8 protein-coding genes and 1 pseudogene are annotated in these 13,911 nt (G+C 69.0%); 4 read left to right on the forward strand and 5 right to left on the reverse strand.

Going from position 1 to position 13,911, the window contains the following annotated elements; translation table 11 throughout:
* The first annotated feature begins 301 nt into the window (after nucleotides 1–301).
* The 4 genes from WI26_RS21505 (at nucleotide 302) to WI26_RS21520 (ending at nucleotide 4,660) form a co-directional block, all read left to right on the forward strand.
* Entirely contained in the window at nucleotides 302–1,735 is a 1,434-nt protein-coding gene (locus tag WI26_RS21505; RefSeq protein WP_069227125.1) for a PLP-dependent aminotransferase family protein, read from the forward strand.
* Nucleotides 1,736–1,825: 90 nt separating this feature from the next.
* Nucleotides 1,826–2,221 (forward strand): hypothetical protein, encoded by a 396-nt coding sequence (locus WI26_RS21510; RefSeq protein ID WP_069227126.1) that lies wholly within the window; start codon nucleotides 1,826–1,828, stop codon nucleotides 2,219–2,221.
* Nucleotides 2,222–2,420: 199 nt separating this feature from the next.
* The gene (locus tag WI26_RS21515; RefSeq protein ID WP_069227127.1) at nucleotides 2,421–4,205 is read left to right on the forward strand and encodes a nitrite/sulfite reductase; all 1,785 of its coding nucleotides are present in this window, start codon (nucleotides 2,421–2,423) and stop codon (nucleotides 4,203–4,205) included.
* Nucleotides 4,202–4,660 (forward strand): DUF934 domain-containing protein, encoded by a 459-nt coding sequence (locus WI26_RS21520; protein WP_069227128.1) that lies wholly within the window; start codon nucleotides 4,202–4,204, stop codon nucleotides 4,658–4,660. The genes WI26_RS21515 and WI26_RS21520 overlap by 4 nt, the downstream gene beginning before the upstream one ends.
* A 65-nt stretch (nucleotides 4,661–4,725) precedes the next feature.
* Here the strand turns inward: WI26_RS21520 and WI26_RS21525 are convergent, their stop codons facing one another.
* From WI26_RS21525 to WI26_RS21540, 5 genes and pseudogenes are all read right to left on the reverse strand, one after another.
* On the reverse strand, nucleotides 4,726–6,003 hold the full coding sequence (locus tag WI26_RS21525; RefSeq protein ID WP_069227129.1) for a virulence factor family protein: 1,278 nt from the start codon (nucleotides 6,001–6,003) through the stop codon (nucleotides 4,726–4,728).
* Nucleotides 6,000–8,594 (reverse strand): bifunctional lysylphosphatidylglycerol flippase/synthetase MprF, encoded by a 2,595-nt coding sequence (gene mprF / locus WI26_RS21530; RefSeq protein WP_069227130.1) that lies wholly within the window; start codon nucleotides 8,592–8,594, stop codon nucleotides 6,000–6,002. Before mprF ends, WI26_RS21525 begins: the two co-directional genes overlap by 4 nt.
* A gap of 393 nt (nucleotides 8,595–8,987) precedes the next feature.
* Nucleotides 8,988–9,422: a hypothetical protein gene (locus tag WI26_RS21535; RefSeq protein ID WP_069227131.1), complete on the reverse strand. Its 435-nt coding sequence runs from the start codon at nucleotides 9,420–9,422 to the stop codon at nucleotides 8,988–8,990.
* 35 nt (nucleotides 9,423–9,457) lie between these two features.
* Nucleotides 9,458–9,677: pseudogene (locus WI26_RS31550) on the reverse strand (hypothetical protein); the annotation flags it as partial.
* 42 nt (nucleotides 9,678–9,719) lie between these two features.
* Nucleotides 9,720–13,904, reverse strand: a complete 4,185-nt coding sequence (locus WI26_RS21540; protein ID WP_069227132.1) for a bifunctional nitrate reductase/sulfite reductase flavoprotein subunit alpha — start codon at nucleotides 13,902–13,904, stop codon at nucleotides 9,720–9,722.
* Nucleotides 13,905–13,911 lie beyond the last annotated feature (7 nt).

Raw genomic sequence — 13,911 nt, forward strand, 5'->3', positions numbered from 1 at the left:
GTGCGCATGCATTCGATGCGTTCATCGCGATCGACGATGCAATTCATGGGTTGCGTCGTGTCGCCCCATCCGCGCGCATGCATGTCGCGCCATCACATGCGCAACAGTGCCATGCTCGTGTGAACGAACGTCGTGACCACGCCCGACAGATGCGCACGCGTGTCGGCATCGCCACGAACGCTCGGCCGGCTCCGGCCGTCGCACTTTTCTTTTCGGGCAGCTCGTCGGACAATGACGCGCGCCCGCCGGCGCGGTGCCGCACCGGCTCCGCGGGCGGCACAAGCCTGCCCCGCCCGCGCCGATGAAACGCTACGAAACCCTCGCCCATACGATCGCCGACGAAATCCGCAACGGCAACCTCGCGGTCGGCACGCGCCTGCCGTCGCTGCGCCAGATCATCGCGCAGCATGGCGTGAGCCAGTCGACGGTGTTTCGCGCGTACTACCTGCTCGAACAGTGGGGGCTGATCCGTGCACGCGAACGCTCCGGCTATTACGTCGCGCCCGGTGCGGGCCCGGCGGCGAACCCGCCCGCGCAACGCCGCGCGAGCCGCGCCGACGCCACGCACAAGGTCGACATCAGCGATCTCGTGTTCTCGGTGCTCGATGCCGCGACGCAGCCCGGCATCGTGCCGCTCGGCTCCGCGTTCCCTGCGCCGCAGCTGTTTCCGCTGCCGCGCCTCGCGAAATCGCTCGCGCAGGCGACGCGACTCGTCAGCCCGTGGAGCACGGTCGTCGACCTGCCGCCGGGCAACGAGGCGCTGCGCCAGCAGATCGCGCGGCGCTATCTGGCCACCGGCGTCGCGCAACCCATCGACGAGATCGTCGTCACGAACGGCGCGCTGGAAGCGCTGAACCTGTGCCTGATGGCCGTCACGCGGCCCGGCGACGTCGTCGCGGTCGAATCGCCCGGGTTCTATGCGGCACTGCAGGCGATCGAACGGCTCGACCTGCGTGCGGTCGAGATTCCCGTCGATCCGCGCACGGGCCTCGATCTCGATGCGCTCGCGAATGCGCTCGACCGGCACGATATCCGCGCGTGCTGGTTCATGACCAATTTCCAGAATCCGACCGGCGTCACGCTGTCGCTCGACAAGAAGCGCGCGCTCGTGGAGATGCTGGCCGCGCGCGAGGTGCCGCTGATCGAGGACGACGTGTACGGCGAGCTGCATTTCGGCCCCGACTACCCGCTGCCCGCGCGCGCCTTCGACCCGCGCGGTCTCGTAATGCACTGCAGTTCGTTCTCGAAGACGCTCGCGCCCGGCTACCGGATCGGCTGGGCCGCAGCCGGACGGTTCGCGGAGAAGGTGCAGCGGCTCAAGCTGATGACCACGCTGTCCGCGAGCATTCCCGCGCAAGCCGGCATCGCGAACTATCTGGAGCACGGCGGTTACGATCGTCATCTGCGCAAGCTGCGCGGCGCACTGCAGACGCAGCTCGCCCGCATGGACGACGCGCTGCGGCGCTGGCTGCCGGACGGTGTCGAGTGGGTGCGGCCGGATGGCGGATATTTCCTGTGGCTGTCGTTTCCCGATGCGATCGACGCGATGGAACTGCACCGCCAGGCGATCGCGCGCGGCATCAGCTTCGCGCCGGGGCCGCTGTTCTCGGCCGCGCACGGCTTCGAGCGCTGCGTGCGCGTGAACTTCGGCCATCCGTGGAGCCGCGACATCGAACGCGCGATCCGCGTGCTCGGCGAGCTGGTCGCCGAACCAGCGGTGCGCAAGACCGGTTGAACCGCAACAGCACGCACAGAAGCCGCCGCCGTGCAGCCGACGCAACACACGGGTTACATTGCACCTTCCTTCGCCCCGTCGCCCCCTCCCATGAGCGCATTGCCCTACCTCGATCACGCCGCGCTGCTGACGCTCGCCGCCGAAGCCGCCGGTGTCACGCAGCCGTGCATCTGCATGAAGACCCCGCTCGCCGGCTGGACGAGCCTGCCGCTGTCGCTGCGGGACACGCAACTCGTCGAAGTGGCGACGCTCGCGCCGCCCGGCGACCCCGAGCCGAGCTACGATGAATTCCATCCGGCCGGCACGCGCTACTGGTCCGACGACGCGCCGATCGCGCCGCGCCACTTTCCGTACAACCGCTGCAACGTCAGCCGCTGCATGTCGTGCGGCCGGCTGTTCCTGCGCTACCAGGAAGGCGGCGGCTACTTCATCGACCAGCGCATCCGCGCGCTCGATCCGGCGTTGATCGTCGACGCGCAAGCCTGAAACCGACGCGGGCATGCGCAATGCATGCCCGACGGCCGCTGGCGCATCGCTGATCTGCTGCGCCGTTTTCGTGCCGATCTGCTGCTTGTCGCGGCGCCACGCGTTCCCTACGCTGTCTCCGGTTGCCCGACACCCGTCGCAACGCTCCCTCCCGAGCGGCACGCGCCCCTGCGCCGTCGCTCTTCTCGCGTATCACGTCATGTACCGATATACCGATTTCGACCAGGCGCTCGTGCACAGCCGCGCCGCCCAGTTCCGCGACCAGCTCGAACGCTGGCAGCACGGCACGCTGAGCGAGGACGCGTTCCGGCCGTTGCGCCTGCAGAACGGCTGGTACGTGCAACGCCATGCGCCGATGCTGCGCGTGGCCGTGCCGTACGGCGAACTGTCGAGCGCGCAGCTTCGCGTGCTCGCCCGGATCGCACGCGACTACGACGTGCCCGACGACGCCACCTATCGCGCTGCCTGCGACGCGCAGGCGCTGCTCGGCACGCTGCGCCTGCCGACCCGCAACGCGCACTTCACGACCCGCACCAACGTGCAGTTCAACTGGATTCCGCTCGCGAAGGCGGCCGACGTGATGGACCTGCTCGCGACCGTCGACATGCACGGAATCCAGACGAGCGGCAATTGCATCCGCAACATTTCGTGCGACGAGCGCGCGGGCGTCGCGCCGGACGAGATCGCCGATCCGCGTCCGTTCGCCGAGGTGATGCGCCAGTGGACGACGCTGCATCCGGAATTCGCGTTCCTGCCGCGCAAGTTCAAGATCGCGATCACCGGCGCGGCCGAGGACCGCGCGGCGACCGACTGGCACGACGTCGGGCTGAAGCTCGTGCGCAACGACGCGGGCGAACTCGGCTTTCGCGTAAGCGTCGGCGGCGGCATGGGTCGCACGCCGATGATCGCGACGCAGCTGCGCGCGTTTCTCCCGTGGCAGCACGTGATGAACTACATCGAGGCGATCGTCCGCGTCTACAACCGCTACGGACGGCGCGACAACAAGTACAAGGCACGCATCAAGATCCTCGTGAAGAGCGAGGGCGAGCGCTACGTCGACGACGTCGAGGAAGAGTTCCGCCAGATCGTCGAACATGACGGCGGCCCGCATACGATCCCGCAGGCCGAGTTCGACCGCATCGCGGCATCGTTCGTGCCGCCGCGCGTCGCGCCGCGCGCGCTCGACCTGCACGAGACCGAAGCGCGCGTGGCCGCGCACGCCAGTCGTCATCCGGCCTTCGCCCGCTGGCTCGCGCGCAACGTCGCCGCGCACCGCGACCCGGCACTGAGGATCGTCACGCTGTCGTTCAAGCGCCGCCTGCAGGCGCCCGGCGATGCATCGCCCGAGCAGCTCGATGCGCTCGCCGAACTTGCCGAGCGCTTTTCTGCCGGCGAGGCGCGCGTCACGCATTCGCAGAACGTGGTACTGCCGTGGGTGCACGTCGACGACCTGTTCCTGCTATGGGAGCACGCGCGCACGATCGGTCTCGCCAGCGCGAACGTCGGACTCCTGACCGACATGATCGCGTGCCCGGGCGGCGATTTCTGTGCGCTTGCAAACGCGCGCTCGATCCCGATCACCGACGCGATCGCCGAACGGTTCCAGGATCTCGACATGCTGCACGACATCGGCGACATCGACCTGCATATCAGCGGCTGCATCAACTCGTGCGGCCACCATCACAGCGGGCACATCGGCATCCTCGGCGTCGACAAGGACGGCGCCGAGTGGTACCAGGTGACGCTCGGCGGCTCGGACGGCTCCCACGCGAGCGGCCCCGCCCGGCCGGGCAAGGTGATCGGCCCGTCGTTCTCGGCGGACGAGATCGTCGATGTCGTGGACGCGCTCGTCAACGTATATCTCGACGCGCGGCTCGACGCCGGCGGCCGCGGCGAACGATTCATCGACACGGTGCGCCGCATCGGCACCGAGCCCTTCAAGGCCGCGGCGAACGACGCACGTCATCAAGCGGAGCACGCATGAACCCGACCGATGAAAAAGCGAACGCGAGCGCGAACGCACGCATCCGGCTGCTGACACCGGCCGAACACGCCGACGACACGAATTCGCCCGATACAGCGACGCTCGCGACCCTGACGATCGGCAACGACGAGGAACTGGCGCCGCTCGCCGCACGGATCGCGCAGGCCGCGCGCATCGACCTGCACTTCCCGTCCTTCACCGACGGCCGCGCGTACAGCCAGGCGTATCTGCTGCGCAAGCGCTTCGGCTTTGCCGGCGACCTGCGCGCGACGGGCGACGTGCTGATCGACCAGCTGCTGCTGATGGCGCGCACCGGGTTTTCGAGCGCGGTGCTCGGCGCCGACACCGATCTCGCGGCCGCGCGCCGGCAGCTCGACCGGTTTCCCGGCTTCTACCAGCGCGACGCGGGCACGCCGTCTCCGCGACAGGATGCGGCGATGCAGACGGAGCAATGAAAAACGGGCGGCCAACAGGCCGCCCGTCCGATGAAGCACGAACGCCGCGAAGCGGGCGCCGGCGTTCAGCGCCCCGCCATCGGCTTGCCGAACGCGCCGAGGATCTTCTTCTCGAGCGCGATGTAGTCGTGGCCGAAGTGGTGGTCGCCCCCAGTCTTGATCACGTCGGCACCGGTATTCGCAAGCGCCGGACACATCGTGTCCTTCTCTTCGGCGCCGTAGAAGCACTGCACGAGCTGCGGCGGCACCTTCGCGATTTCCGGCCCGACCTTCATCGCCTTGTCGCTCGCCGGCATGCCGAGCCAGCCCGTCACGCGGATCTGGAAGTCCGCCGCCGGCGCGAAGCCGAGCAGCGACATCACCGCGACCTTGTCGCGCAGGTCGGCCGGCAGCCGGTTGTATGCGAACGGCATCACGTCCGCGCCGAACGAGTAGCCGACCAGCGCCACGCGGCTCGCATGCCAGCGTGCCATGTACGTGCGCATCACGCGCGCCAGATCGCGGCTCACCTGCGCGGGCGGCTTCTCGCTCCAGAAGTAGCGCAGGCTGTCGATGCCGACCACGGATACACCGTCGCGCTGCAGCGCCTCGGCGATCGTCTTGTCGAGATCGCGCCAGCCGCCGTCGCCCGAGATCACGATCGCGAGGCGGTCGCTGCCGCCCTTGGCCGGCAGCTCGACGAGCGGCAGGTCCGACACGTCGAGCTCGTCGCTGCTGCTGGTGTCGTGCAGATGCGAGGTGACGAGCGACACGAGCTTCGCGGTGTCGCCGGCCGCGGCCGTTTCGACGAAGCCCGGCATCGCGCGACGCACGATCGTCGGATCGGGCGGGCACGGCTTGAAGCGCGCATCGAGCTTCGCCGCCGGCGCGACCGACACGACGCCGGCGATGGTGTTCTCCGGCGCCATCGACAGGATCTGCTTCGCGATCGCGCCGCCCTGACCCACGCCTGCGACGATCGGCGTGTAATAGCGCGCCGATTGCGCGAGACGTTCAAGCTGGTGGCTGACCGCCTCGGCGTCGCCGTCGAGGTGGTGACAGGTTTCCTGCTTCGCGGCGAGGTTCGCCGCGTAGCGTTCGGAATCCACGCCGACCGTCATCGCGCCCGCTTTCGCGAGTGCGTCTGCCGCCTGCTGGTCGGCGGCGCCCCAGCCCCGCTCACGCGAGAACAGCACGACGAAACCGCGCAGCGGTCCGCCCGGCTTCGTCACGGTCACGGGGCCGTAGCGGCCGCCCGACACGGTTTCCGGTTGCGCCGCCGGCTGCGCGGCGAACGCGGCGCCGGCCAGCATTATTCCCGCGCAGGCGAGCGCCGCCTGCGCGATACCCTTCTTCAACATCATGAACGCCGACCTCCAGCCAGCAGGGACAGATCCGCGAGCGTGACGAACACGCCGACCGAGCCCGAGGCCGCGAGATAACGCGGCTCCCAGTGGGGCTCGAACTTGCTCTTGAATGCACGCAAGCCACGGAAGTTGTAGAAGCGGCCGCCGAAGCGCCAGACCATCAGCCCGAACCGGTGCCACGGCGACGGCATCTTCGCCGCCCCCATCCCCGAGAACGGTGCGATGCCCAGGCTCAGCTTGCGGAACCCCGCTTCCTTCAGATGCAGCGCGAGCTGCGTAAACAGATACTCCATCGCATACGGCGATGCGTCCGGCAGATGGCGCATCACGCCGACGGTCGCCTCGGTGTTGAGGTCGGTCGTCATGAACGTGACGAACGCGATCGGCTTGTCGGCCTGGCGCACGAGCATCACCGACTGCGTCGCGAGATAGCCGTCGTGGAACGCGGCCACCGAGAAGCTCTTCTCGCGCGCGTCGCGGCTGTCGAGCCAGCCGTCGGAGATGTCGCGCAGCGACGGCAGCGCGGCCGGCACGTCGCTCGGCGCGATCACCTCGATCGACAGCGCGTCCTTGTCGCCGCGACGCAGCGCATAGCGCAGGTGCGAGCGGTTCGAGCCCTTCAGGTCGAACTGGTCGAGCGCGATGTGGGCTTCCTCGCCAAGCTTCATCAGCGTCAACCCGGCGTCGAGATACAACGGCAGCGCGTTCGCGCGCACCTGGTAGAACGCCGCGCGCCCGCTGTGCGCGTGCGCCAGCGCGATGAACTTGCTGATCAGCGCCGGCCATTCCTCGCGCGGCCCGACGGGGTCGTGCAGCGCGGCCCACGTGCGGCCGTTCTTCGCGTACATCAGGAACGCGCGGCGCGATTCGGAGAACAGGAACGACTTGTCGCCCATCAGCGCGAGGCCCGCATCGCTGCATTCCTGCGCGCGGATGATCTGCTCCGCGTCGACCAGGTCCTGCTCGGCGGGCTTCACGAAACGCCCGGGCGCCGGCCGCAGCAGTTGCCACAGCGCGAACATCGCGACGAACACGCCGGCCGCGAGCGTCGCGCGCAGCGCGCGCGGCGCGCGTGCGTCGAACGAGAAATGCGACCACAGATCGCGCGTATAAGGCACGTCGCGGAACGCGAAGCAGAGCACCCACACCGCGAGGATCAGCACCATCGTCACCGACACGAACCAGCTCACCGTGAAGCGCTCGGCGAGCAGCGACGAATGACGGTTGAAGCGGCGGCGGCTGACGAGCAGCAGCACCAGCAGCGTGCCGAGCACGCCGGCCTCGACGAACGCGAGCCCCTTCGCCAGCGACAGCGCGAGGCTCGCGAGCGTCAGCGCGAAGGTCATCCACCATGCGCCGTCGAGCCGGCGCAGCAGCCCGCGCGCGACGAACAGCAACGCGACGCCCAGCACGCTGCAGATCACCTGCGAGCCCTCGAGCACCCACAGCGGCACGATGTTGCGCAGGATCGCGATCCGGTGCCAGAACGCGGGCGTCGCGCTCGAGATCACCAGCATCCCGCCGACCGCGAACGTCACGAGGCTCAGGAACAGCGGCGCCAGGTGCGACACCCGCGCGGCCTGCCGCGACACGAGCCGGCGGCGCAGCGCACGGCCCTCGAACCCGGCCAGCAGGCCGGCCGACAGCACGAGCGGCACACCGAAGTAGATCGCGCGATAGGCGATCAGCGCGGCGACCATCGCGTGCGCGGGCACTTCACGGCCCAGCGTGAAGACCATCGCCGCCTCGAACACACCGATCCCGCCCGGCGTATGACCGATCATCCCGAGCAGCAGCGCGGCCGCATACACGGTGATGAAGGTCGGGAACCCGACCGGCGCGACCGGCAGCAGCACCCACAGCGTCAGGCCGGCGGCCACGACGTCGAGCACCGCGTAGACGACCTGCGCGACCAGGTCGCGCCGTGCCGGCACGTCGAACGCGAGCCATTTGAAGCGTGTGACGACCGGGCGCGCGGTGTTGCCGCACATCATCGTCATCACGGCCAGCACGACGAGCAGCGCGGCGCCGCTCCACGTGAGCACGCCGGGCGCGACATGCAGCATCGCGGCGAGCGTCTGCGGCACGCAGACCATCCCGACCGCCGTCATCAGCACCAGCACGAGCGCGAGCGTGCCGCTCGTGAATACCGTCATGCGGCCGATCTGCGCGGGCGTGACGCCCGACACGCCGTACACGCGCGCGCGCACCGCGCCGCCCGTCAGCGCGCCGAAGCCGGTCGCGTTACCGAGCGCGGACCCGGCGATCGCGCCGATCCACAACGCGACGCGCGGCACCTTCGCGGCGACATAGCGCAGGCCGACCGCGTCGCGGGCGACGAGCGCGAGATAGCTGAGGGCCGTCGCGGCCAGCGACGCGCCCCACTCGCCGGCGGACATCTGACGCAACTGGCGGATCACCGACCGGTAGTCGACGGATTCCGACAGGTGCTGGAAAACCACGATCAGCAGCAGGCCGATGCCAAGCGCAAGCAGCGGCGACAACACGCGCTCGTTGCGGATCAGCGCCCGGACACGGGTGATCACCGCCGCGGCGCGGCCGGGCGAACCAGAGTGGCGGGAAGACATAGGTTGTTCAGTGGTGGTGCATAGCGAGTCGCGGCGCGGGCTGGCCCGGCGGCGACATATCTGGTTGTTCTGCGTGGGCGGTCGGCCGAAGACGGAGGCAGGCGGCGCCTGGATCAGAACTTACGAGTATACGGAATTTATATTACAGAATCTTTCAACTTCGGATTGTGCGGTTTTGTGGCACGCGGGGCGCGTCGACATCGCATCAAAATCGTGCGTCCGACGAACGCAAGGTGCGCATCATACCGGTAACCGGCCGGGATTTTTCATCAGATGAATGACTTGTGATGCATTTGGGAGAAATTCTCCGGCCCGGCCGGGCGAGCGAGGGCAAAACCGCGACCGGGCGAGGGTTTCACGGAACAGGGACGGATCGTCGCGCCGCCCCCTTCGTCACTTCGCGCGCTCGTGAGAGGCGAGCCCGATCGCCTTGTAGTCGTATGTCGGGTAGAACTCCGTCCGGTATGCGCCCCACGCCGTGTCCTCGAGCACGCGATTGACCTCCCGCACCCGCGATGCCGGCAAGCGCAGCACGACGATCTGCCCGATTCCCATCGCCACGGTCCAGCTCACCACTTCGACGCCCGGCGGCGGAAACGCCTTGTAGAACCCCTGTTTCGCGAGCTGCGCGTTCAGTTCGGCGAGCGGGCGCGACTGGTCGTGCTTCAGGAAGACCGTCAGCAGCACCGCGTTGTCGGGCGTCGCGACGGCCGTGCCGGCCGGCACCGTCGAGGTCTGCGCGAGCGCCGGCGTGCCGCAGAGTGCGGCAGCGGCCATCGATGCAACGATCGCAAGGGTTCGAAGCGGGTAATTCCGGCGTGCCGTCATGACGCGACTCCGTGGCTGCGTGGATGAAGCCCCCATCATGCGCCGTCCCCCGCATCGCTGCAGCGTGCGCGCGAGTCGGTGCAGGCCCGCTCGCGCAGCACGTCGATGAAAGCGCGCAGCTTCGCCGGCACGTGCTTGCGATTCGAGATCGACATCGCGGCGCCCGTCGTGCAGCAGCCACTTGTGCAGGCGCCCGCTCTCCGACAACCGGAAACGGATGCACGCATGCCGCTCCAGCCTGGCGATCGACGCGGGCCGGCAAGCCTGCACGGCCGCGTCGACTTGGGCGGCCTGCGCTCAGTACACGTCCCGCATGTAGCGCCGCGCCTTCGCGAGCCGCGCGACGTAGTCGGTCGCGGCTTCGTCCGACATCCCGCCATGCTCGGCGACGACCGCCTTCAGCGCGGTATCGACATCCTTGGCCATGCGCGCGGCGTCGCCGCACACGTAGAAGTGCGCGCCCTCCTCCAGCCACTTGTACAGCTCGGCGCCCTGCTCGCGCATCCGGTCCTGCACGTAGATCTTGTCGGCCTGGTCGCGCGAGAACGCGAGATCGAGCCGCGTCAGGAAACCGCTGTCGCGCATCGCGCTCAGTTCGTCGCCGTAGTAGAAGTCGGTTTGCGCATGCTGCTCGCCGAAGAACAGCCAGTTGCGTCCCCTCGCGCCGCGCGCCTGCCGTTCGTGCAGGAAGCCGCGGAACGGCGCGACGCCGGTGCCGGGCCCCACCATCACGACCGGCACGTCGCCGTTTACCGGCGGCCGGAAATGGGCGGACTTCTGCACGAACACCGGCACGCGGCCGTCGTCCGCGCGATCGGCGAGGAACGTCGACGCGACGCCTTTGCGCGCGCGTCGGCCGTTGTGATAGCGCACGGCCGACACGGTCAGGTGAATCTCGCCGGGATGCGCGCTCGGGCTCGATGCGATCGAATACAGGCGCGGCTGCAGCCGCTTCAGCATCCCGACCAGCTCCGTGCCCGACAGATCGACCGGGAACTCGTGCAGCACGTCCGCAAGTTGTTGCCCCCACAACCATTGCTTCAGATCGGCCTTGCGATCGTCGCCGAGCAGCGCCTTAAGCGCGCCGTTCGCACTGCGCGACGCGATGAATGCCAGCGTGTCGGGATGCGGACGCGTGATGTCGAAGTGACGCGCGAGCGCATCGCCGAGACGCATGTCGCCGATTCCCGCGACCGACACGGGTGCATCGGCCTTCAGCGCGGTGACCGACAACAGCTCGTCGACCAGCTCCGGGCAGTTGGTCGGCCACACGCCGAGCGCGTCGCCGGTTTCGTATTCGAGATTCGCGCCTTCGGTCGACAGCGACACGTAGCGCGTGTCCTTCGCGGCGCCCGGCCGGTTCAGCCGCAGGTTCGCGACGAGCTTCGACGGAGCCGGATGCGCCTTGGTCGGCAGCAACCCCGACGCGCTGATTCCGGCGGTCGGCACCGCATGCAGCGCGGCATCCGCTTCCTTGATCCGGGCGACCACGCGTTCGAGCCACTGGTCGGCATCGCGCTGGAATTCGACGTCGCAGTCGACGCGCGCGCACAGGCGCGCCGCGCCGAGTTCCGCGAGACGTGCATCGAGCCGGCGGCCGTGCCCGCAGAACTGGTCGTAGTTGCGATCGCCGAACGCAAGCACCGCGAAGTGCACGCCGTCGAGGCGCGCGGCGCTGCCGGCCTGCAGCGCGTCCCAGAACTCGCTGCCGTTGTCGGGCGCGTCGCCATCGCCGAACGTGCTCGTCATCAGCAGCACGTATTGCGCGCCGGCCAGCGACGCGACCGGATAGTCGGACATGCACGAGGTTCGGATCTCGAAGCCGGCGTTCATCAGTTGCGTCGCGTAGTCCTCGGTCAGCGATTCGATGTTGCCCGTCTGCGACGCCCACAGCAGCACGACCTTCGGGCGCGTGCGCACGATCCGCACGCCGCCGGGGGCGGCGGCTTCCGCCGGCAGCGCAGGCACGGCGCCTTCCGATGCGCGGGCGGGCGCCGAGCGGCTGAACAGCCCCGCGAGCATCCCGTCGAGCCAGAAGCGCACCGGCTGCGCGAGCGGCGCACCGGCCGGCAGCACCGGCACGCCACCTTCGCGCCGGCCGGCGCTCGCCTTCAGCCCGCTGACGAGGCCGGCCACGTACAGGCGCTCCGCATCGGAGAGCGGCGGCGGCGCGAGGTCGGCCACGCCGAGCGCGGCCGCAAAAGTGTCGAGGTCTGCCATGTCGGATTCCTGTGAAGCCGTGATCTGCGCCGGCGCGGGCCGCGCGTCGGCAGCGCAGGCATCGGGCCGCGCCGCGTCGTCGTCGTCGGTGGACGCGAACGCGTCCGTGTCGACGCGCGTCAGCGCGACCGCGCAATATTTCAGTTCGGGCTGCTGAGATTCCGGATCGATCGCGTCGTTCGTCACCGCATTGATGCACAGGTCGTCGCCGTACACGTCGTTCCAGTGCATCGGCGCGAAGCAGTTGCCGCGCCGCACGCGCTCGGTGACAACGGCCGGCAGCACCGCGCGACCGCGGGCCGAGCGAACCTCGACGCTGTCCTTCGTCGCGATGCCGAGCGCGTTCGCGTCGTCCGGATGCAGCTCGACGAACGGGCGCGGATTGAGCTTGTTCAGCATCGCGACCTTGCCCGTCTTCGTCATCGTGTGCCATTGATGCTGCAGCCGGCCGGTGTTCAGCACGATCGGGAACGTGTCGTCGGGCAGTTCGGCCGGCGCGACGTGCGCTCGCGCAAAGAAGCGCGCCTTGCCCGACACCGTCGGGAACGCAATGCGCGGCGCGTCGTGCCCGTCGGCCGCCGGTCGCGGCGTCTGGCTCACGCCGTCGTTCAGGTAGCGGATCGGGTGTCGCTCGCGCGCGGTGCCCGGCGCGACCGGCCATTGCACGGGGCCGTCGCGCAGCGCCGCATGGCTCGCTCCACGCAGGTCGTAGCCGGTCGCCGGATTCGAAAAGCGCACGATCTCGTCGAACACGTCGGCCGCCGACGCGTAGTCGAACGCATCGCCGAAGCCCATCGCGCGCGCGACTTCCGCGACGATGCGCCAGTCCGGCAGCGCATCGCCTGGCGGCGCGATCGCGGCGCGCATCAGCGTCATGTTGCGCTCCGAGTTGACCATCACGCCGTCGCCTTCGGCCCACAGCGCACCGGGCAACAGGATGTCCGCGTAGCGGTTGGTCTCGGTGTCGAGGAACGCGTCCTGCGCGATCACGAGCTCGGCGGCCTGCAGCCCCGCGATCACGTTCTGCCGGTTCGGCACGGTCGCGACCGGATTCGTGCAGACGATCCAGCACGCCTTGATGTCGCCGGCCGCCATCCGTTCGAACAGATCGACCGTGCCGCCGCCGGCGTCCTTGCGCAGCGTGCCGGCCGGCACGCGCCACAGGTTCTCGACGAAGCGCCGGTCGTCGTCGGACAGCACCGAGCGCTGGCCCGGCAGGCCGGGGCCCATGTAGCCCATCTCGCGCCCGCCCATCGCGTTCGGCTGGCCGGTCAGCGAGAACGGCCCGCTGCCCGGGCGGCAGATCGCGCCCGTCGCCAGATGCAGGTTGCAGATCGCGTTGGTATTCCACACGCCGTGCGTGCTCTGGTTGAGCCCCATCGTCCAGCAGCTCATCCATTCCCGTGCTTCGCCGATCCATTGCGCGGCCGTGCGGATGTCGGCTTCCGCGAGGCCGGTGATTGCCGCGACGCGATCGGGCGTGTAATCGGCGAGGAACGCGGGCATCGCGTCCCATCCTTCGGTATACGCATCGATGAACGCGGCATCGGTGCGGCCGTTCACGTGCAGCAGATGCAGCAATCCGTTGGTCAGCGCCAGATCGGTGCCCGGCCGGATCTGCAGGAACAGGTCGGCCTTGTCGGCGGTCCCGGTGCGGCGCGGATCGACGACGATCAGCTTCGCGCCAGCCTTCACGCGATCCATCATGCGCAGGAACAGGATCGGATGGCAGTCGGCCATGTTTGCGCCGATCACGAAGAACAGGTTCGCGCGATCGAAGTCCTGGTACGACCCGGGCGGGCCGTCCGCGCCGAGTGACTGCTTGTAGCCGGTGCTCGCGCTCGCCATGCACAGGCGCGAGTTCGACTCGATGTTGTTGGTGCCGACGAAGCCCTTCGCGAGCTTGTTCACGAGGTATTGCGCCTCGATCGACATCTGCCCCGACACGTAAAACGACAACGCATCGGGCCCGTGCGCGTCGAGCACGGCGCGCAGCCGCCGTGCGGTCTCGGCTATCGCGTCGCGGACCGGCAGCGGCACGAGGTCGTCCTCGCGCGCACGCCGCACGAACGCGCGGTCGAGCCGCCCGGAGCGGCGCAACGCGACGTGCGCCGACGAGCCCTTCGTGCACAGCCGCCCGAAGTTGGTCGGATGATCGGAGTCGCCGGACACCTTGACGACTTCGCCATCCTCGACGTGCAGCACCATCCCGCAGCCGACGCCGCAATACGGGCACACGCTCTTGACGGGGGTGGCGCTCATGCGTGCT

This window comes from Burkholderia diffusa, from assembly GCF_001718315.1.
GTDB lineage: Bacteria > Pseudomonadota > Gammaproteobacteria > Burkholderiales > Burkholderiaceae > Burkholderia > Burkholderia diffusa_B.

What these genes read in the sequence shown, in the direction of transcription:
- WI26_RS21505 (WP_069227125.1), top strand. Translation starts at nt 302, where the DNA reads ATGAAACGCTACGAAACCCTCGCCCATACGATCGCCGACGAAATCCGC.
- WI26_RS21510 (WP_069227126.1), top strand. Translation starts at nt 1,826, where the DNA reads ATGAGCGCATTGCCCTACCTCGATCACGCCGCGCTGCTGACGCTCGCC.
- WI26_RS21515 (WP_069227127.1), top strand. Translation starts at nt 2,421, where the DNA reads ATGTACCGATATACCGATTTCGACCAGGCGCTCGTGCACAGCCGCGCC.
- WI26_RS21520 (WP_069227128.1), top strand. Translation starts at nt 4,202, where the DNA reads ATGAACCCGACCGATGAAAAAGCGAACGCGAGCGCGAACGCACGCATC.
- WI26_RS21525 (WP_069227129.1), bottom strand. Translation starts at nt 6,003, where the DNA reads ATGATGTTGAAGAAGGGTATCGCGCAGGCGGCGCTCGCCTGCGCGGGA.
- mprF (WP_069227130.1), bottom strand. Translation starts at nt 8,594, where the DNA reads ATGTCTTCCCGCCACTCTGGTTCGCCCGGCCGCGCCGCGGCGGTGATC.
- WI26_RS21535 (WP_069227131.1), bottom strand. Translation starts at nt 9,422, where the DNA reads ATGACGGCACGCCGGAATTACCCGCTTCGAACCCTTGCGATCGTTGCA.
- WI26_RS21540 (WP_069227132.1), bottom strand. Translation starts at nt 13,904, where the DNA reads ATGAGCGCCACCCCCGTCAAGAGCGTGTGCCCGTATTGCGGCGTCGGC.